The 18,844-nt window shown below is 44.3% G+C and carries 17 protein-coding genes and 4 pseudogenes; 2 read left to right on the top strand and 19 right to left on the bottom strand.

The genetic code is table 11. The annotated features are described in order from the left end of the window. Positions 1-148 (bottom strand): annotated as a pseudogene (locus L215_RS10050) (site-specific integrase); the annotation flags it as partial. A 285-nt stretch (positions 149-433) separates the two neighbouring features. Here L215_RS10050 and L215_RS0103455 point away from each other — a divergent pair. Further along, positions 434-1,966 (top strand): annotated as a pseudogene (locus L215_RS0103455) (helicase-related protein); the annotation flags it as partial. 40 nt (positions 1,967-2,006) lie between these two features. Here the strand turns inward: L215_RS0103455 and L215_RS0103450 are convergent. The 12 genes from L215_RS0103450 to L215_RS0103400 form a co-directional block, all read right to left on the bottom strand. Further along, the gene (locus L215_RS0103450; protein WP_025884080.1) at positions 2,007-3,005 is read right to left on the bottom strand and encodes a nucleotidyl transferase AbiEii/AbiGii toxin family protein; all 999 of its coding nucleotides are present in this window, start codon (positions 3,003-3,005) and stop codon (positions 2,007-2,009) included. Further along, on the bottom strand, positions 2,990-3,697 hold the full coding sequence (locus L215_RS0103445; protein WP_025884082.1) for a DUF6088 family protein: 708 nt from the start codon (positions 3,695-3,697) through the stop codon (positions 2,990-2,992). The genes L215_RS0103450 and L215_RS0103445 overlap by 16 nt, the downstream gene beginning before the upstream one ends. A gap of 88 nt (positions 3,698-3,785) precedes the next feature. After that, positions 3,786-3,983 (bottom strand): helix-turn-helix domain-containing protein, encoded by a 198-nt coding sequence (locus L215_RS09765; RefSeq protein WP_154657846.1) that lies wholly within the window; start codon positions 3,981-3,983, stop codon positions 3,786-3,788. Positions 3,984-4,291: 308 nt separating this feature from the next. Next, entirely contained in the window at positions 4,292-5,194 is a 903-nt protein-coding gene (locus L215_RS0103440) for an Abi family protein (protein WP_025884083.1), read from the bottom strand. A gap of 220 nt (positions 5,195-5,414) precedes the next feature. After that, positions 5,415-5,723, bottom strand: a complete 309-nt coding sequence (locus tag L215_RS0103435; protein WP_025884084.1) for a helix-turn-helix domain-containing protein — start codon at positions 5,721-5,723, stop codon at positions 5,415-5,417. Then, complete coding sequence (locus L215_RS0103430) at positions 5,711-7,771, bottom strand: bifunctional DNA primase/helicase (protein ID WP_025884085.1); 2,061 nt, start codon at positions 7,769-7,771, stop codon at positions 5,711-5,713. Before L215_RS0103430 ends, L215_RS0103435 begins: the two co-directional genes overlap by 13 nt. Next, the gene (locus L215_RS0103425; RefSeq protein WP_018029046.1) at positions 7,768-8,151 is read right to left on the bottom strand and encodes a MerR family transcriptional regulator; all 384 of its coding nucleotides are present in this window, start codon (positions 8,149-8,151) and stop codon (positions 7,768-7,770) included. The genes L215_RS0103430 and L215_RS0103425 overlap by 4 nt, the downstream gene beginning before the upstream one ends. After that, positions 8,142-8,489, bottom strand: a complete 348-nt coding sequence (locus L215_RS09585) for a helix-turn-helix domain-containing protein (protein WP_051541067.1) — start codon at positions 8,487-8,489, stop codon at positions 8,142-8,144. The genes L215_RS0103425 and L215_RS09585 overlap by 10 nt, the downstream gene beginning before the upstream one ends. A gap of 825 nt (positions 8,490-9,314) precedes the next feature. Beyond that, complete coding sequence (locus tag L215_RS0103415) at positions 9,315-9,617, bottom strand: cupin domain-containing protein (RefSeq protein ID WP_025884087.1); 303 nt, start codon at positions 9,615-9,617, stop codon at positions 9,315-9,317. Between the two features lie 229 nt (positions 9,618-9,846). Next, complete coding sequence (locus L215_RS0103410; protein WP_025884088.1) at positions 9,847-11,355, bottom strand: PepSY-associated TM helix domain-containing protein; 1,509 nt, start codon at positions 11,353-11,355, stop codon at positions 9,847-9,849. Between the two features lie 143 nt (positions 11,356-11,498). Further along, positions 11,499-12,125, bottom strand: coding sequence for an HmuY family protein (locus tag L215_RS0103405; protein ID WP_007365011.1), 627 nt, complete (start codon positions 12,123-12,125; stop codon positions 11,499-11,501). 30 nt (positions 12,126-12,155) lie between these two features. After that, positions 12,156-14,198 carry a TonB-dependent receptor plug domain-containing protein gene (locus tag L215_RS0103400; RefSeq protein WP_027451346.1) on the bottom strand — a complete coding sequence of 681 codons (2,043 nt, stop codon included), beginning with the start codon at positions 14,196-14,198 and terminating at the stop codon, positions 12,156-12,158. 245 nt (positions 14,199-14,443) lie between these two features. Between L215_RS0103400 and L215_RS0103395 the strand changes: the two are divergent. After that, a pseudogene (locus L215_RS0103395) lies at positions 14,444-14,674 on the top strand (PcfK-like family protein); the annotation flags it as partial. Positions 14,675-14,861: 187 nt separating this feature from the next. Here L215_RS0103395 and L215_RS0103390 read toward each other — a convergent pair. The 6 genes and pseudogenes from L215_RS0103390 to L215_RS10405 form a co-directional block, all read right to left on the bottom strand. Further along, the gene (locus L215_RS0103390; protein ID WP_027451344.1) at positions 14,862-16,415 is read right to left on the bottom strand and encodes a DUF438 domain-containing protein; all 1,554 of its coding nucleotides are present in this window, start codon (positions 16,413-16,415) and stop codon (positions 14,862-14,864) included. A 4-nt stretch (positions 16,416-16,419) separates the two neighbouring features. Next, positions 16,420-16,722, bottom strand: a complete 303-nt coding sequence (locus L215_RS0103385; protein WP_025884090.1) for a cupin domain-containing protein — start codon at positions 16,720-16,722, stop codon at positions 16,420-16,422. Positions 16,723-16,879: 157 nt separating this feature from the next. Next, on the bottom strand, positions 16,880-17,326 hold the full coding sequence (locus tag L215_RS0103380; RefSeq protein ID WP_027451343.1) for a DUF3872 domain-containing protein: 447 nt from the start codon (positions 17,324-17,326) through the stop codon (positions 16,880-16,882). Between the two features lie 12 nt (positions 17,327-17,338). After that, entirely contained in the window at positions 17,339-17,920 is a 582-nt protein-coding gene (locus tag L215_RS0103375; RefSeq protein WP_027451342.1) for a conjugal transfer protein TraO, read from the bottom strand. Continuing rightward, positions 17,920-18,510, bottom strand: a pseudogene (gene traN, locus L215_RS09215) (conjugative transposon protein TraN); the annotation flags it as partial. The gene L215_RS0103375 and the pseudogene traN, both read right to left, overlap by 1 nt. A 106-nt stretch (positions 18,511-18,616) precedes the next feature. Further along, complete coding sequence (locus tag L215_RS10405; protein ID WP_456238377.1) at positions 18,617-18,796, bottom strand: HNH endonuclease; 180 nt, start codon at positions 18,794-18,796, stop codon at positions 18,617-18,619. Positions 18,797-18,844: the final 48 nt, after the last annotated feature.

Here is an 18,844-nt window from a genome sequence, read left to right as displayed (position 1 = left end):
CCCATAGGGCGATCGGAGTCTTACACTTGGTGGAGAACCCCGAATGGGTTCTGCCTACGGAGATGCGCCCGATGACAGGCACAAGTCCTTTCTTGTCGGTTCGTCTTGCCTGAACAAAGAACGATACTTTCAGTTTGTTTTCTTTCATTCTTCTATCGTTTTTCTAAATTCCCTTTGCTTGCAAAGGTACAGTGAAACAGGTGCTTCTGAGCGATGCAGAACGATGAAATACGATGAATAAAAAACTGTGGAGCAGTTGTTTAGCTTCAATTCGTAACCCCTCTTTGCTCTTTCTTCGATGGGTTACGATTTGGTAACGGAACTCCTGCCGTTTTATGCTCGTTTTTGCTTATCCTCAAAATAGCAAGAAAGCCTAAATGATGCTATTTCAAATAGTTACATCCATTGCATATCCCGCTATTTCCCTTAATTCTTAACTCCCGACTATGCCCGCAAGATGAGCTTGGATATGCGAATGATAGACCTAGAAAAGTATTCGGACCATATAGACAACAAAGCCAGCCACTGTGCCAAGCTCCTCAATAACTACTATCAGAAGTATAACGAGCAGAAGGGAACACAGTTTGTCTTTAGCGACTTGGGTACTTACAAGCCTGGCGAGTGGAATGTTTACTCGGAAATTAAGCGTAAGTTGGTAGAGGAGTATCACATCCCATCTCACGAAATTCGCTTCATTCAAGAGTGTAAGAATGAGAAAGCTAAGAAAGCGATGGTAGAAGCGATGAATAGGGGCGATATACGTATCATCTTTGGCTCCACATCTATGTTGGGTACGGGTGTCAATGCCCAGCAACGAGCTGTGGCTATACATCATCTTGACACCCCATGGAGACCGTCAGACTTAGAGCAACGCAACGGGCGAGCTATTCGAAAAGGCAATTTGGTTGCCAAGGAGTTTACCGACAACAAGGTCGATGTGATTATATATGCAGTGGAGCGTTCGTTGGACAGCTATAAGTTCAATCTACTACACAACAAGCAGCTTTTCATCAATCAATTGAAGAGCAATCAACTCGGTATGCGTACCATTGATGAAGGCTCAATGGATGAAGATAGTGGCATGAACTTCTCTGAGTATGTAGCTGTGCTATCGGGCAATACAGACCTTTTGGAAAAGGCAAAGTTAGATAAGAAGATTACCGCATTAGAGTCAGAGCGCAAGAACTTCCTACGTGAACGAAATGGGGCTATAGGTAAGTTGGCTGAGATTGACCATTCGCTCTCTTATCACACAGGCAAGATACAAGAGGCGAAGAAAGACCTCGCTTGCTTTGAGCAACGAGTGGAACGAGATGCTGAAGGCAACCTGGTCAATCGACTTTCAATTAAAGGTGTAGAGGATTGTTCTGACATCAAAGTGATTGCTCATCGTCTTCAAGAGATGGAGGAAAAGGCTCGTACCAATGGTGAGTACAACAAGATTGGAGAGCTTTATGGCTTCTCTGTTATGGTCAAGACGGAAAGTTCCTCGCAGAACTTATTTGACCTATCGGTGAACCGCTTCTTCGTAAAAGGGGAGGGGAGTATTTACTACACCTACAATAACGGCAAGCTGGCAAATGATCCTAAGCTGGCTTGTCTGAACTTCTTCAATGCGTTAGAGCGCATTCCCAAGGTGATCGAATCTCACGAGAAGGAGATAGCAAAGGTTTCAGCAAATAAGGAGGTCTACACCGCCATTGCCAATAGCTCGTGGAAGAAGGAGGAAGAACTACGTGCGCTCAAAGGGGAGGCAGCCGAGCTGGATAGAAAGATTGCCCTCACACTCTCTCCGCCAGAGGAAGAAAAAGTTGAAAAAGAGGTACAAGAAACGAGAAGTGTTGCCACATCAACCTCACCTAAAGATGCTGGAGAGACTTCTCTTTCAGACCCCGTCACTCAAACTCATCAAGACAATCGAGAAGTAACGAGCCGAGTAGTTATATCCAAGCCGAAATTGCGATAGAATCATATAGGAGATTTTCGGTAATAGATAACCTTACCCGCTACTTTTTTGCTAGGTCAATCGTTCTCAGTGAGTCTAAAATTTTCAAGAATGATGCCTTCACCCTTTCTGAAGATGGAATTTCCCTATAAGCTATTGCAGATAAATTCTCTTCGTATCGAGGAGTTAGAGCTACCCATAACTTTTCAAAATCCAATACCAATGGCGATTGGGTCAGGTCTTTTAGACCTTTCCATCCGAAAGGCTCGTCAAAGGCTGCTTGGTCATGCTTGACCAAAGCTTCCACATCACGCACAAACGCTACACTGCAAACATACTCCTCCAAATCCTTGATAGTCATAAGAGCATTCAAATCATAGAAGTGGCGGATTTTAGACGATAGAGATGCCAATGGGTCCTGACTCATAGAGAAGCGAATGAGAGAAACGGTTTTCTCGCATAAGGTTTGCTTCAGCGACAACACATTCAACTCAAAGGGGGCAAGGTGATATTGAGCTACAACATCGTCCAATTGTTGCTTCCTCAGATAAGTCGTTACAAATGGTTCGATCATCCTTCTTTCATAAGGAAAAGGATTGGCAAACGCACTGATCTCAACGGTTATTCTCGAAGGAATAGGATTGACGGAAACATCCAACCCCACTAGAGCATCATAGGAGAATGCTTGCTTCCTATACTTTGACCCTTTGGATATATCTGCAAAGGATTTATCTTCTGTAAAACCCACCGTAACCTCTTTCATCAGCTTAGATAATAGCATCTTTACTTGATTGCCACTCATATCACCGCTGATGACGGCAAAGTCCACATCTTCAGAAAACCGGTCAATCAATTGATAAGCTTTGGACAATGAAGTCCCTCCCTTAAATACAATCTGCCGACTGTAGGTGCTTTTAGATAAGGATCGGAGTATTGCTGAGATATAATAATCTTTCTCGATCAACTGGACTGGAATTTTCAAATTCTCAGAAGACGCTTGTAGCAAGTCTCTGAATGACTCGCTGTCTAAATGTAAAGGCTCTCTTATTGTATGTTCCATTGGCTTGATACTAAAGTGGAGGAAAGTCCGATTCTAAATCGTGTAAGAGGGTTTAATGTCTGATGTAAAGTCGCCACAAGTGATTCATCTGTTAGCATAGAACCCAACAAAGCTCTTGTGAGTGGAGTGTAATTTAGGGAAAGTTCCACTAGTTGCTTATGATCTTCCTTTTCATATTCACTGACTTTCTTCTTTAGGAGAGTATACGACTTGTCGATAGTAGTATCTGGAATTTTCTTGATCCATTTCAAACAGTCCAAAAGACGTAGCATATCGATGTTGTCTTGACAGATCTGGTTCTTCTGTAGTACAAAACGGATGGCATAAATCCCCCGCTTTGTATTACGTTTCGGAAAGTTAGTCCCTATTTCAAGAATGGATGAGTGTTGGGTCGTTAGTCCAAATAGGTTGAATGCATAGAGACCTGTCAAATAGGCAATAGGTGTGTCCCCGTCATAGAGTAAGTCTCGAAATCTTTCTTCCATAGATGGTCCTACAACCCCAAATCGTGTTTGCTTGGGCTTGTAATAAACTCCTGGGCTAAGTCGTTCGATCTCTCCCTCCTGAGCCAATCGTCCTAAAGCTACCACAGCTGCATTGTACTCCGAACGAGAAAGCTCTAAGTCTTCCAGTCGGAAAACTTTTCCCATCTCAAAATCCAAAATCCTCTTTTTAATACCCTTGCTTGTCATGCTACTTGTTCTTTTCGCAAAGGTAGTAGTTTTGTTGTGTAAATGCAAGTGTTTACACAACAAAAGGATCGGGTTGGAAGAAAAAAGATTACCAGTCATCTCGTTTTCGTAGCATCTCATCGATTTCCTCACGAAGGAACAGTAGGCGACCATTAGCTTTAAGGTAGGGAATCTTACCAGCCCATACCCAATTATAGATGGTCTTTTGCTCAACCTTTAGCAATCTAGACACATCGATGATGTCAAGATACTCAGGCTTGAGCGGTGGCTTAACAGTTGCTTCTATGGCTTGCTCTCGGTCAAATTACGACACCAGAAGCAACAACTCAGGAGGTGAAGCAGAAGCCTGAACTTACGACACCCCAACACACCCCTAAGCCTAAGTGGAGATGATTGCTATGCGTCACCTTCAAAAGACGCTTTATAATTCGAGTTTGTCGATAAGAAAGGAAACTAAGCCAGTTGTATAAAGCAAAAAGGGACTATACAGACGAAGTGTATAGCCCCATTTTTCTACCTTTTATAGTGCTAATAGAGCGTCTAAAAGTCTCTATCGGCACTTTTCTTACTGCAAAGGTAATTCTTTATTCTGACTTACGCAAGCATTTCCCGAATGTTTTTGATTCCAGTTGCTTCAGCAATGATGTTTTGTACCTCATTGTATTTCTCGTTCTTGTCGAACAACTTTATCAATTCTTCCTTCAAGTCAGCTTGACGATTCACTGACACAATTCCTGTCATGTAGTATATGACTTTAATTGCACCATAGAGCTTATGATAGTTTGCACTTTCCATCTGACCAGCTGGACCTCGTCTTATAGATGTTGGTAGCGCAATATCATATAACACATTGCCATGTGCACAATAATTCCTTATCGTGAGAATTGTTTTCAAGTAGCTTTCAAACACTGGCAGTTGTCTTACTTTGAAATGTTCGCTGATTGCTCTACAAATCATCTTGTCTTTAAGTGCCTTGAAAAGATGGATTATTCCTCCTAAAGTCATATATTCCAATGTCTTCCAAGCGGGAGCATACTTGTCGTTTATATGGGTTTTATGGTGTTGCTGTATAATAGAAATAGACTTAAATCGATTGGTATAGACTTCCTGATCAAACTTCCTTACGTATGCTGCGGTCACAACAGTGGAGTCTGCAAACCATGTAGGAGATGTCCTATAATAATTCGACACCTTGTATATGAGAAACGTTCTGAAATGAATCTCGATGCGGTTGAGATACTTCATAAGGATACTCCTTAAATTAAAATCGAAGTAGTATAGCTTCACGATGTAGTCAAAATTAGTCCCCTCTCTAAACTGATGAGTCCTGTTAATTTTATTCGGATATGTTGTTTCGAAAGGGAACCAATAAAACCCTAAGCGATAATACCCCGCATCCAAAAGCACTTCTTGGGCTTTTTCTTTATCCTTAATAACCATTCCACGACTTTCAAGCAGCTTGATCTGCTCCCATACATCAATTGCAGTCTTTCCCATATCTACTATATCTGAGGACCAAACAAATACAGAACTAAGTTTTCTGTAAAATGCTTAGTCGCATTATTATGAATTCTTTTTGCTATTCAAAAGCTAATATGTTCACTCTGTTTGAGTGCAAATGTAAGCATTCTTAGTGATTGAGAAACAAGACCAAATAGGAGAGATCTCTAGCCCATCTTTGTTCGCCTTGCTTACTGTTGATGCATAAACCTAACATCTACCACTCCTCTCTTCTTTTTAGCATCTCATCGATTTCCTCACGAAGGAACAATAGGCGACCATTAGCTTTGAGGTAAGGAATCTTACTCGCCCATACCCAGTTGTAGATGGTCTTTTGCTCAACCTTTAGCAATCTAGATACATCGATGATGTCAAGATACTCTGGTTTGAGCGGTGGCCGAACAGCAGCTTCTATGGCTTGCTCTCGTAATACCAGCAAGTGGTCTAGTTTTTCTTCCACACTCGCAAGCTTATCGAACAGACGTTTTTGCCAAGGATCTTCTGTAAGATAGTCTAAGTATGACATACTTCCCCTTTTTGATAATTCCCTGCAGTATCTTGTGACAAGATACGTTGCTCTCTCATATAAGCAATATACTTCTTTGCTGTGCGCTCTTTGACTCCCATCTCTCGCATTAAGACATCGCACAACTCTTGGTAAGAGAGACGGTGGTTGCTTTGAAAGATCTCCGTAACAATTGAGATTAATTCGTCAGTTTTTCGCTTCTCCTTATCCTCCTTAGACTTTTCACCACGATAGACATGCATCTCCAGCCCTTTATCCCATCCAAAGAGCATCATCGGGACATCTAAAGGGCTCCCATCTCTCACCTTCAAAGCCTTGACTACAGAGTATTCCGGATTGTCATCCTTCTCAATTGAAAGAATTCCTGCTGACTTACGTTGTAATTCTGAGCCTATGTGGCCACGAAGCTTGATACCGTTTGGCACAAAGTGTAATACACAAATGATACATGTGTTATAAATACCAGCTAGTCTATAAAGCTCATCTACGACAGCGATACTCTCGGTCTCATCGTTTGCAGAACGCACCAAGTCTGCAATTCCATCAATAACTACTAAGTGTATCCCTCCATGTTGATGATAGAAGAGATCTAAGCTATCTTCAATGAGATGAATTCGATCTTTCCTTGAAAGAGATGCAAGATACAAGCAATGATAAAAAGGGGGCATCTCTCTTAAGCCTGCTCTTGATAGAGTCTTACGCATGTTTTTATAAAGTTGAGCCTCAGACTGCTCTGTATCATAGTGTATTACAGCCATCCCATAAGGGTTAGGACTAACATCTATCCCTAAAGTCTCCCCAGGAGCTAGTTTGTTATAGCATATTGCCCCTGATACGACTGCAGACACGTAATTACTCTTGCCAGTACCTTCACCCCCTGTAATACACAATAGATTATCTTGGGATCCTAGAGGAACATCATTGATAGATACAATTGAATTTGAGACATGCGGGGGATTAGAGTAGTCTAGTTCGCAGGATTTCATAATCATAAGTGTTTCAGCATACAAACTCTTGAGAAGTTGGGAGAGTAAATCCTTTAACTCATAACTTGTATGCCCGAGAGCAAAAAAATCGGATATGTCTTTCTCATACTTACTACCCACTAATGGCAGACGCAGAGAATAGATCTTGTACTCTTGAAGTTCCAATTTCTGTCTGGCAACTTCTCGAATACCAGTTTCATCGACATCGTATAGTAGCACAACATGCTTAAATCTAAGGGTCAATCCTTCAACGATTTTCTTTGGTATTTGAGAAGTCTCACTATTAAAGCAAATCGCATTAAAACCGTGAGCAGAAAGAGAGAGGACATCTTTTTCTCCTCCCGTAATAAAAATGACATCTCCTTTAGCTGGCAGCTGATCAAGCCCGAAGCAGTAAAGAGACGGTTTCTCGCCACCATAGAGAAACTTTAAGCGAGTACTAAATGGACGATATATTTTAATGAAGTCTTTCCCTTGATACCCGAAAATAGGTTCTGTTTCTTTAGCTATTAGAGAAAACTCATTCCCTTCACTATTGATAGAAGAGAATTTCTGAAGATTGATAACTCCATACCTCTTCAAAGTTTTTTCGGTGATACCATATTTGCTCCAATAGTCTAGAAACCCCTTTGTAAAGGGGAGTGGTTCAAGAGAGTAAAGCCTAGCTTTACTGGATTTTGGAATAGGTTGTACTGTCTTTGGATTAGATATCCGTATAGCTTTATTAGTTAGGGCTACTCTATCAAGGACTTCATCGCTTCTGATAGGTAGTCTTAGGTCCACAACTATTTGTTGAAGGATTTTTCTAAAATCTACCCGTACAGACAGATTATAGAGTTCTCCCACGAACCAAAAACAATCTCCTGAATAGCTAGGATCTCCATGGTCATGAAACTTATAACAATCGCTTTTTGCGTCAAAGTAAATATGGCATGAAGGTTTTGTGTCTTCATAAAAAGGACTGAGAAAGTTTTTGTGTACATTCACTGGAAAGCCAAGATAGTGGATAAACACATTTAGCCCTCCAGCTGTAAGTTCAAGTATTTGTTTTTTGTCTATCATTCTTCTTTGGGTTGTAATTTGTTGGAGCAACAACACAAGATGATGTTGTCTTTGTAGTTATTCATATTAGTCAAACACTCTTCTATTGTCGATCCTGTGATGCGTAGATAGTTCCCTTTGATTGAATTGTATAGAGACTTATACGAATATCGGACATCGCCGCTTTCGGTAAACCGATATTGTATCATTTGCTTTTTCCTCCATCTATAGAGAGTCGACTTAGACACATTGAGTGTTTGCATCACATCAAATGTTGTCATCTCAAGCTCTTCATCAATGCTTTGTAGAACAGCAGAACTTCTCTCTATAAAACTTTCTATTCGCTTGATCCGTTTTATGAGCTCATTGAAAGCTTCGCTTTCCATGGCGATTACATCCATAGTTTATCTTCGCTTAACTGGTTTATTTTAATCATACTGGGATCTTGTTCAGCAATGAACTGAAGGAATAGCTTATGTAGCTCCCTTGTCATTATTTCCACTCTAAAAATGGCAATCGTTTGCTGACTCCCCGAAGATGCAAGAAATGCATAAATGTTTCGTGGGTCAATCTTGAAGGCATCTGCAATTAGAAGAATTTGCTCTTCTGTCAAGCGCCCTATACCCCTTTCCCAGCGTGAAAGAGTACTTTGGCTAACATTAAGAATGTCAGCCAATTCCGATTGATTTATCCCCCTTTCTTGTCTCAGGGCTTTAATGAATTCTTGTATCGTATTCATATACTCTAAGTTACCCCAGCTTTTACATACTGCCAACTCGCTACACGCATTATTGTGCACCAAATGCATACTAACTTGCATGAAATGCAAGGGCGGTAATTTGGTTTGTTATTATGTTTGTATGAAGCTCATAGCGGATACAATTAAGTTATTACATAAGGCGCAACGACAAAGTTCTATCTTGTAAAAATATCAAGCCACTAATAGTTGAGTATTCGCATCTCAAAAAACTATTAGTAATAGGAGAGAGGAAGTTGCGAAACGTAGCGGTGCAAGGTGCAAGCCCCTATATATATGGGGCTTGCACCTTGCACCGCTTATGTAGCAAAAATGTGGCTAAAAGAGGGTCAATCAAACACTTGCCAGATAGTTCTTATTTTACTACATTTGTACCGAAGAAACGAGCGAATGATGGCGTTCATTTGGTGTTCACTGAAGTAGTCAAAACGAGTTCAATTGCTAGCTACAATTTTGCTACAGTGATGCGTTTGAGCTTTATGAATATATAGATGTAGCAACGGCTGGACGGAATTTGTTCGAATCCCCCCGCTTCCGCTAAGCGTACTCTGGCAGAGATAAGCCAACCGGTACAACAAAACAGTAAGTGTCTTAATTCTCAGCGAGTTAAGACACTTTTCTTTTGGTGCTAAGCCCTTCCTCAGGTCACCTCCGCCCTTCCTCAGGGCACCTCCAGAGACGGTCGAAACTCCCAAAATACTCTATTTGGGCTACAATCTGCGCTCTTTGGTATGCCTCTTTAATTTCGAGTATTTTGCCGAGTTTCTCAAGGTCTACATGCGGCAGATGTTTTTCATATTCATAACATTATTGTCTGTTGATGAGGTAAACGAAAAAGTCACTCTCTTCTATGGCATTTACGCTTACGTGGGCTTCTCCGGGGAAATGTAGAACGGTACCTGTGCTGATACGATGTACCTCCGTATCGTCGAGAGTAACCTCTACAGTTCCTTTCACTATGGTGAAGTATACTTCCTGTCCTTTATGGTCGTGTGAGGGAACTTGTTCTCCGCTTTTCAATTGCAGGTGTACAAGCATGAGCTCCTCATTGTCAATCACCTTACCTAGAGTGTTGATTTCCTTCCCAATGGGATTGATTATCTGTTTCATGATTCTTCTTTATTTGGTTATGATTAATATTTGTCATCTACAGAGATAGGCAAAACTGTTGAATGACGTTCATTTTGAATTTGTATTTTCATGCCGATGTATTACAGGCTGTTATGACTGATCAAAACTAAACAATGTGCGATTACTATTACTTCGTTTCCCTACCTACTCGCTTGTTGATGGTTATTGGCTTTTCTCTAGCTACTTGTGACAAAAGTCTCTCGGCGGATTACTTCTTTGGCTTTCTTCTTCCTCTCCGCCGGTAATACCGTCTGTAGAGCATCCATCCAGTGGCCAAAGCCAAGATGAGGAGTAGGGCCGAAAGGAATATGAATAGAGGCTGGAGCGGACCGAGTATTTTCCCATACAATCGGCCGACATGCAGCTCAAGTGCGGCATGCCAGAGTGAAATCCTACCGGGACTTATCTCTGTTGGCATTGGTGGCATAGTGTCGGCCGCATTCTCCGCTTGGAGTTCACCGGAGGAGTAGCTATAGAATCGCTCTTTCCCGTCAGAGTCAATAGTGTACCCACTGATTGGGGTCCCAAAGATGGGCATGCCTTTTCGTCCGGATTCGGTGTAGGCCTTGCCTGTCAGGGCATCGTAGACTTGCCCTTTTTGTCGATTCCACCTGAATGCTCCACTGAACGATCCCACCACCCACAGCGAGTCTCGGTCATTCCACTCCCAGACATTGAGTCCCATGACACTGACAGGTGGAGTGCCGGTCAGTCGCTTGGGGGCTTTTCCAAACTGCTTCAGCGCATAAAAGCCCCGAGAGGTCGATAGCAACCACTCTTTTGTGATGGGATCGCGACGGATCATTCTCAATTTGTCATTCCACGGGTTGGTGCTGTAAAGGTTTGTTCCCGGAATGGTCGGAACCTGTGCCTTGATGACTGTAATCATCAACGGAGGACGTAGAAATGCGCCTGTGATCGTCACAAAAAGCAAACCCCAAAAGCACCATTTGCCCCACCTATTGTGTTCCTTGAGAAATTGCTTCCACACCTTTGCTTTTTTGGGGACAAAGGTGATCAAAACGCCGGTGATGGAGAGGAGGATGAGTGCCACTCCCATCAGGTCAACAGCTAGTCGTCCGATTGTCCCAAAGAATGCTCCACTATGCATCTGCCAGATAGTGCTGAATAGCGATACCCGTGGCTCATAGTCGTCTGGTGCGGGAAGGTCTGCGAGTGTGGGGGATTCTTGAGAGGGATAGATAAGGTATAGATGGCTTCGGCTCAGTAAAACAAGGGTGTCGCCCTGCGTTTCCAGATCTGCCAAGCGTTCGTTTTTGGGTGTAAGCTTCGGTTGTTTCGCCCACTCCTTTTTGTCGGCTTGCCACTTGTACAGGTTGTATGCGGTGAGGGCGTAGAGGTCGCCATGGTTTGTCCGGACTACTCTTTGGACCGATCTCCTGTCGGCAGCAGGGTCTAGTCCATTGCTCCGGTTGTCGTAGCTTTTTAGCTGTGGGTCGTAAGCCCATACTCCAGTGGCTCCATAGATCCACTCCTCGTCAGGGGTCACTCGGATCTTCCCGATGAGGCTGCCACCGCTCCAGGATTTATAGTGGTAGGCCTTGGGTAGCCAGGAGCGGGGTAGGTCAATACCCGACACCAGGTCTCTGTGGTTTAGAATAATGCCAGATCCGGCAAAGCCTAGTACGAGTACGGTGATGACTAGGCAGATCCACTTGTGCCATCCTTTTAGGAGGGTGTATCGAGAGCGTTTCATTTTGGTTTTTGTCTTACAATCGAGTAGGTAGGGAAACGAACGTTCTCTGACCTACTTTCGGTATGACGGGCATGTCATACAAAGAGTATCTCAGGTGCGATGTCGCACCTGAGATGCTGTCTGTCCTATTTCGTCCGGACCTCTTAGTCTAGCTTGGTGGAGCCGTCGGGTTGGTAGACGTAGTCAAAGGAGACGATACCGCTCTTGCCACTGTCGTCTATGTAGCTAATCATCTTGACTTTGGCATATTTCCCGTCGGCTGTTCGGATGATGAATATATTGTCCGAGGGAGTGTATTTTGGGGGTGGACCACTGAATCCGATCATTTTGTTGAGCTCGGGGTTGCCGGATACTTCGGCTTTGATCAGTTCGCCTTTCCAGCCCCATATGGAGATTGCTTCGTCCACGATGTAGCCTTCGGTGGGGGCTTCTTTCACTGCGGACAGTTTTGTCTGGTTGGTCATGAGAGCCCCTCCTTTGCCTTTGCCGGATGTGCCGCAGTTGGCTCGGAAGTAAAATGAGTGGATCGCAATGTCCCAGTCGGTACGTTCCTTGAAGTTGGTTTCGTCAATCCCGGGCACCTCTTTGCCAGTGGCGAAGCTGAAGTAGATCCAGTCTTTCCCGAGCTCTCCTTTGCAACGTCGGCTCTGCGTGTAGGTCTTTTTGTTTTTTGAAGATGGTGCGTTTGGTTTGTTGTCTCCGCAGGAGACGATGCCCAATGACAGCACCAGAGCACTGATCAGTGCGAGAATGCATTTTGTTTTGTTCATCTCTTTAATAGGTAATAGTGACAGTTGTTTTTACAGGTTGAAGTGGTAGGACACGAATAAGTTTCGGCCGGGGCCGGCATAGGAGTTGAAGGAGACGACATCTGCTTGGTAGTTGAAAATGTTGTCTACCCCTATGGTGAGTGTGCCCCACTTTGGGTGGGTGTAGGCGATGGTCGACCGCACCAGGGTGTAGCCCGGTATGGTTATTCGGTATGGAGTCTCTTTTTGGATGCCTTCGTCCTCGATGGTTGTCAGTCCGGCTAGGCTTTTCTTTCCCATTACTGATGCACTGATATTGAATGCCAGCCGGTGGTTACCCCAGTACTGTAGGTACTCGATTCGCCCAGTCCCAGAGATCGGTGCCTGGGAAGTGAGTCTCACTCCGTCGTGAAAGAAAGGGTGCAGGTAGTGCGATGCCAGGTGGATCTGTAGGGGCAGGCTGATGAATGGCCTGATGCGCATCTGGATTTGAACACCTGCGAGTGTGGACTTGGAGATGTTGCGGTAGTGGAGCTCTTTTTGGTCTTCGGACCAGATACCCTCGATCTTGTTGGTGAAGAAGTTGTAGTATCCCGAGAGCATCACATACAGTTGGGGATGTGTGTACTCTGTTGTCAGAGAGAGGTAGTGGTTGGACTCCGGCTTGAGCTGTTTGTTGCCGTAGATCCAAAACATACCGAGGTGGTCCCAGTCCATGTAGAGTTCTTTAATACTTGGAGATCGGTAGCCGCGACCGTAGTTTAGCCGGATGGTAAAGGGAGACACCTTGTAAAGTAGAGCCAATTTTGGGGAGAGGTTGATGCCGTACCCCTTGTTATAGTCTACCCTTAGCCCGCTGATCATGCTCAGTGAGGTCCCCGGTATTTTCCAGTCATCTTGGACAAATAGAGCGTAGGCTCCCTGTGCTCGGGCTGTCAGTCCATCTTTGCTAAACTTATCCGCATAGAGTACTTCCCGTAGGTATTCAGCTCCCGTGATCAGTTCATGGTCATTGCCTATGGTCCATCTGTACGAAATATTGGGCTGGAGGACTGTGTGCGTGTAGACGAGCTGTTTTTGCATCTTTTTTTGCTCGAATACGGTGTATCTGCGATATCTGTCTCCGTGGATATTTGCTTCCCAAGTACCACCGTTGGGTAGGGTGTATTTTGCAGAAAAGAGTCCGGAGAGGTCTCGGTTGTACTCGTGCTTGTTGTCCAGGTAGAGGTCATGTACGCGCTTGGAGTAGTAGTTGCCTTGTGCAGTCAGGGTCAGTGCCCTGATGGGGGTCCATGACAAGGTCTGCTTGGCAGTCATTGTGGTGAATCCGGATATGTTGGTAGGTGTGGAGCTTTTCTCCTTGGTGACCGTTTTGTTGAGCTCGGGGTAGTATATGGTGCTACCGGCTTTGTCGTAGATGTTGTAGGCATCTTTGGTTTGCATTGAGAGTACGGTCTGGGTGCTCCAGCTTTTCTTTTTGTACCCGATGGTCAGTGCGCCGTCGGCATTTGGCATGTCGGTCCTTGTCTTGTAGTACCGGTATTTGTCATCAGGCTCTATGTGGGAGTAGTTTTTTTGAAACCTCGTCCCCCATCTCAGGTCCACACCCAGACTTAGTCGGTCGGTTGGCTTGCGTGTGATGATGTTGATCACACCGCCCATCGCTTGTGAGCCGTAGAGTGCTGATCCAGCACCTTGTACGATCTCGATGCGTTCAATATTGTTGAGGTTCAATCGGGTGTAGTCAATGTTGTTGCCCGACTCGCCGGCGATCCGTTCCCCGTCGATCAAGAATAATATGTGCTTGGCTCCAAGACCTTGTAGGTTGATGCTCGTGCCAAATCCCACTTCGCTAAATGAGAGACCTGGTATCTCGTCTTGTAGGAGGGACTTGATGTCCATCCAGCCTTGTCTCTCGATCTGTTTGCGTGAGATGACTTGCGTGAGTACTGGAGAGTCCGATATTTTCTTTGGGGTCCGGGTGGCCGTGACGACCACTTCGTCTAGCTCGTGATACATCTTCAAGCTGTCTTGCCCAAATCCTCTTAGGGGAGCAAGAATAAGAAGAATAAGAGCAAAGTGGTAAGCTTTCATGTGTTGTATCTCTCGTGTTTCCGATCCATGCACAAAGGTAAAACAATCCCGTTGGGTGGAAAATACCTAACAGTTGCTGTTTTTCCCCGTTTTTGGTGGGCTCTGTTGGCATGATCTAGGTAAATCTCTCGGAGTGCGTGGCGTTGCCTGCCTTTTTAGTGCGTCCTAATCGAGTCTCCTCTGCATGAGACTACAGTTTTCTGAGACTTTTTTAGACGGGGCTTTTGAGGGATCCGATAAGGAAAATGAAAGGAACAGAACAATTTACCCGAACGATAGCAGAATACCTTAATGGACGTGCGATGACAGACCCTTTGTTTGCGCCCAATCTACAGAAGCCCCATAAGAACATAGAGGAGTGCATTCTCTATATCTTGAGTGAGGTGCAAAGAAGTGGTTGTAATGGCTTTGCCGATGAGGAGATATACTCAATGGCAGTTCACTACTATGATGAAGATGATGTAGAGGAGGACAAAGAAAGAATCAAAGGACTCCAGATGAAAAACCTTATTACTTTTAACAGAGAGCTGAGATGGCTCTGAAAATCAAGTAGGTTGGGAAACGAAAGTTTTCCAACCTACTTTCGGTATGACATGCCCGTCATACTGAAAAATGGAGGGCATTTTGCACCCTCTCGTTCTCTGTTATTTTAGGATAAGGAATTTATTCCTCTTGCTTATACTTAGCGATGAGTTCTTTTAACATAGAAAGTATGTCATCAATGGGAATGCCACTGCGCTCGCTCATCATAGCGATGGTTGCTTTGGGAACGATAATGCGTGCGAGAGGTGAATTGAGCATTTTAAAAGCAGAATTCATGCTTGGCAAATCTTGCCGTAGCTTTGGGTAAATTTTGAACAAATCCTGTAAGCGAGTATTGGCAGAAAGTTCTATTGTCGAGCCTTCTCTTGTAGCAGGCGTATCGTCCGGAGTAGACTTTTTCGCTTCCATTGATTTTACTCCTTGCATGTCATTTGACCACGTCAGCAACGTACGTGATCCTTGAAGCTCACGAATACGACTACAATCTTGCATCATTTCGAGTACTCCCCTGAATCGTCCTTCTGAGTCACGCACAGCAACATAATAAATATAGATGAACACGCCGGGCTTATTAATCCAAAAATCCACACTATCCTGCTCACCCGAGCGGAATTTGGCAATGATTTCCTCAACGAGGTGGACACTGGTGCGCGGATGGCAGTTCTTCACATCACGTCCGATAACATTCTTGCTACGTGGGAAGATGCGGTGGTTGGTATCTGAATAAAAGCGAACGAGTTCGTTTTCATCTACATAAGATATATCTATAGGAAGATGCTTGTAGATGAGGTTGATTTGTTCGAGGGAGAGTTTGCCTGTTGTAACGTCGAAAACTCGGCATGTATCGTCTCCTCCCAGGCCATATTTACTAAGAAGCGCAGATAGTTCTGAGGCGAAACCGTCAGGGACTGTTGTGGGTTGGGGTTCTGTTTTGTCACTATTTTGGAATCCCTCTACATCAATCCATGCAAAGCCAATTTCGTGATCTCCCGAACACATCTGTTCGAATTCTTCTGGAGTTATCATTGCCAAAGCAGTTGGGTAGAGTACAGTTTCTTCTTTCTGTAAAAGGTCCCGCACATCTGCCACAATAGTAGACTGCATCGCCAAAAACTCTTCTTCTTTATCTTCTTCAATAAGTTTTTTAGCATCACGTATTTCGTCTCGCACAAAGTCATCAAGCAACCACATCGTAGTCGTTGGGCGGTCAAATCCTTTCTGTTCGAGTATGGGGTAGAGCTGATTCTGCTTACGAGAAAGGTGAGTGCGAAAAGCCGCTATTTGGTCGTACAATTCAAGCCACTGGTTCTTGATAATCGGATATTGTACAAGATCTTCTATGGAGAGCATAAGGCGACGCATTTCATCGTTCTCTCTGTAGTAGCACATGATAGGGTGGTTGAGAGGAAGATTTGGGCGACTGGTGTCCATCACTTCATCAAATAGCTCAATCATCTTTTGAATATCCTCCTTACGACACTCATCCTCTTCAATGGTTTTGAGTTCCTGTTCTGCCAATGCAATTTCATAAGGGTAAATTTTCCCAACTTGCTCTCTTATTCGGGTTCTACCCTCTTCCAATGAAATATCTCCTCGTTGGTATGCCTCTTTAATCTCGAGTATTTTGCCGAGTTTTTCAAGGTCTACATGCGGCAGATGTTTTTTCATATCCATAACGTTATTGTCTGTTGATGAGGTAAACGAAAAAATCACTATCTTCTATGGCATTTACGCCTACGTGGGCTTCTCCGGGGAAATGTAGAACGGTACCTGTACTGATACGATGTACCTCGGTATCGTCAAGAGTAACCTCTACAGTTCCTTTCACTATGGTGAAGTATACTTCCTGTCCTTTATGGTCGTGTGAGGGAACTTGTTCTCCGCTTTTCAGTTGCAGGTGTACAAGCATGAGTTCCTTGTTGTCAATCACCTTACCTAGAGTATTGATTTCCTTCCCAATGGGATTGATTATCTGTTTCATGATTCTTCTTTATTTGGTTATGATTAATATTTGTCATCTACAAAGATAGGCAAAACAGTTGAATGACGTTCATTTTGAAGTTGTGTTTTTTATGTCGATGTATTACAGACTGTTATGGCTGATCAAAACTAAACAATGTGCTATTACTTCTGCTCTCTTAACTCCTTGAACGCTTGCTTGTATCTTCATTGTTGAAGTTGAAAGTCCGTTGCTGCAACTGTCCGAAGTTGTCCTCCACGTAGATGTCAATCGTTTGGCGGTCGGTAGAGAGTGAAGTATAATAGAGACGGAAGGCATCTCTCGTGAGCGGATAGCGGTCATTCGGTTTGAATACAGTGCCATCATCCATCTTCAAGCAACCCTTGCCATCCGGCTGGAAGTAACGGAACGTGTATTGCGTATTGGCAAAGCGACCAATTCTTTTGAGACTACAGCGTATTTCAGCCGTTTTCCCCTTAGCTATGGAGTTCTGCACCGGCATCACTTCGAGTGAGAAGTCGTAAGCCTGCTGCACATCCAGCTCACGAGTACAAGCAGATAGACAAAAGAGGGCGAGGGCAACCCCTCCCACAGCCCATATCGTATTCACTAGGAACTTTTTCATTGTTGTTGGTAGTTAGATATTGAACTTGAGTCCTGCTGAGATAGCAGGACGAAAACGATGCAGGTCAGAGCCGAAGAGTAGTCGCCCTTGAGCTTTGAGGACGAAGAGCAGATTGTCTGTTAGGAACAGTTCTACCGAGCTATGTATCGCTCCACCATAAGTAAAGCGAGACCGGTCCAGGAGTGTAGCCCCATCGGGTAGCAACCGTTTATCCTCGTTCAGCTCTTCATAACCGAAGAGAGCGGATAGCCCCAGGTAGCCAAAGAGATTCTTCCCCCTATCTGAGAGTATCGGGTGCATATAGCCGAAATGCAGTAGCACATCACGCAGTGGAACATTGTAAGAGCGATAAGTCAACCCTTGCTGCTCATATTCCGATAAGAGAAAAGCGTAGTTCGCCCGCTTGAAGTAGTGTGCGAACTCAAGACCTACCCCAAAGCTCTCCTTTGCGAATAGTCTCTCCCCCTTGATAATCGGCATAGAGCCGACCAGCTCAACGCTATTTTGCCTAGGGATTAGTCGCTGTGCGTACGATGGCATAGTAGCAGTCATAGCCACCATCACGCAGACCATCATGGATAACCATCTCTTCATTACCACTTCAGTTTAAGGTTGTCAATCTTCTTAGTGAGCAAAAGGTCTTCAGGCTCCACATAGAAAGTGAGCGTGCGACTCCCGTTTCGCTCGTAGAGCGTCACTTCAAGTTGCTTATCCTCCGATAGTGTGAACTGCTCCAAGGCAAAGACTATTCTCTCAGAGCGTCCCGCCCCAATCCACATCACCTGATGAAAGGCACGTAGTGGTTGTAGTATTCGCTCCTGTATAGCTGTATGCTTCGCCACCTTCTTGTCCACCACCTTGAACGTGATGAAGTCCACCGCATACGGCATATTAGACTCATTATCCATACGGACGTGGAAGTAAAGCAACCCATTGTGGGCATATAAGCCACGAAGTAGGAAGCGCATCCCGAATTGCTTCGCTCCAACATGCTTGATGGTTCGCTTATCATTTTGGTAGATGCTCTTCATAATCAGCTTAACCAATATGGGCGACTCACTTCCCAGCTCTTTGAAGTAGATGTCCGCACGATTGCTCGGCAGTCTTCCCTCCGTAGGGGATAGAAAGTCCTTCATCTCCATGCTGAGCTTCTCTGGTTCATCCGCATACTTCACATGTAGGCTCGGCAATGGGCGCCTTGCCACCTTTCGGTGGTAGGTTTCCCATGGCCTGCCCCCGAACCGTACGTGCAAGTCTCCCTGCATACGGCTCTCCACTGGTAATATCAGTTTATTTGTCATGGGCATGAATTTTTGCATTACAATGTTTGCATACAGCCAATGTCTTACGCCATTTCTTAAGCATCAGTCGGTGCCATTCAGTATCGGTATTTATACCTCTGAGTTTACGGACTTGATACATTATGGTCTTGACATTGGTTGCTCCACACAATTCACATTTGCGCTCCATAAGTCTCTCCGCAAGAGTAGGGAAAGGAAGTACAAATGTGTTAGGTAG

The organism is Porphyromonas uenonis DSM 23387 = JCM 13868 (assembly GCF_000482365.1).
In the GTDB taxonomy this organism is placed as follows: Bacteria; Bacteroidota; Bacteroidia; order Bacteroidales; family Porphyromonadaceae; genus Porphyromonas; species Porphyromonas uenonis.
Note: the sequence above shows the minus strand (reverse complement) of the source record. Positions and strands in the feature narration are given on the sequence as shown.

What these genes read in the sequence shown, in the direction of transcription:
- L215_RS0103400 (WP_027451346.1), bottom strand. Translation starts at nt 14,198, where the DNA reads ATGAAAGCTTACCACTTTGCTCTTATTCTTCTTATTCTTGCTCCCCTA.
- L215_RS0103445 (WP_025884082.1), bottom strand. Translation starts at nt 3,697, where the DNA reads ATGACAAGCAAGGGTATTAAAAAGAGGATTTTGGATTTTGAGATGGGA.
- L215_RS0103425 (WP_018029046.1), bottom strand. Translation starts at nt 8,151, where the DNA reads ATGGATGTAATCGCCATGGAAAGCGAAGCTTTCAATGAGCTCATAAAA.
- L215_RS0103405 (WP_007365011.1), bottom strand. Translation starts at nt 12,125, where the DNA reads ATGAACAAAACAAAATGCATTCTCGCACTGATCAGTGCTCTGGTGCTG.
- L215_RS0103410 (WP_025884088.1), bottom strand. Translation starts at nt 11,355, where the DNA reads ATGAAACGCTCTCGATACACCCTCCTAAAAGGATGGCACAAGTGGATC.
- L215_RS0103415 (WP_025884087.1), bottom strand. Translation starts at nt 9,617, where the DNA reads ATGAAACAGATAATCAATCCCATTGGGAAGGAAATCAACACTCTAGGT.
- L215_RS0103440 (WP_025884083.1), bottom strand. Translation starts at nt 5,194, where the DNA reads ATGGGAAAGACTGCAATTGATGTATGGGAGCAGATCAAGCTGCTTGAA.
- L215_RS0103450 (WP_025884080.1), bottom strand. Translation starts at nt 3,005, where the DNA reads ATGGAACATACAATAAGAGAGCCTTTACATTTAGACAGCGAGTCATTC.
- L215_RS0103430 (WP_025884085.1), bottom strand. Translation starts at nt 7,771, where the DNA reads ATGATAGACAAAAAACAAATACTTGAACTTACAGCTGGAGGGCTAAAT.
- L215_RS0103435 (WP_025884084.1), bottom strand. Translation starts at nt 5,723, where the DNA reads ATGTCATACTTAGACTATCTTACAGAAGATCCTTGGCAAAAACGTCTG.
- L215_RS0103390 (WP_027451344.1), bottom strand. Translation starts at nt 16,415, where the DNA reads ATGGATATGAAAAAACATCTGCCGCATGTAGACCTTGAAAAACTCGGC.
- L215_RS0103380 (WP_027451343.1), bottom strand. Translation starts at nt 17,326, where the DNA reads ATGAAAAAGTTCCTAGTGAATACGATATGGGCTGTGGGAGGGGTTGCC.
- L215_RS10405 (WP_456238377.1), bottom strand. Translation starts at nt 18,796, where the DNA reads ATGGAGCGCAAATGTGAATTGTGTGGAGCAACCAATGTCAAGACCATA.
- L215_RS0103385 (WP_025884090.1), bottom strand. Translation starts at nt 16,722, where the DNA reads ATGAAACAGATAATCAATCCCATTGGGAAGGAAATCAATACTCTAGGT.
- L215_RS09585 (WP_051541067.1), bottom strand. Translation starts at nt 8,489, where the DNA reads ATGAATACGATACAAGAATTCATTAAAGCCCTGAGACAAGAAAGGGGG.
- L215_RS0103375 (WP_027451342.1), bottom strand. Translation starts at nt 17,920, where the DNA reads ATGAAGAGATGGTTATCCATGATGGTCTGCGTGATGGTGGCTATGACT.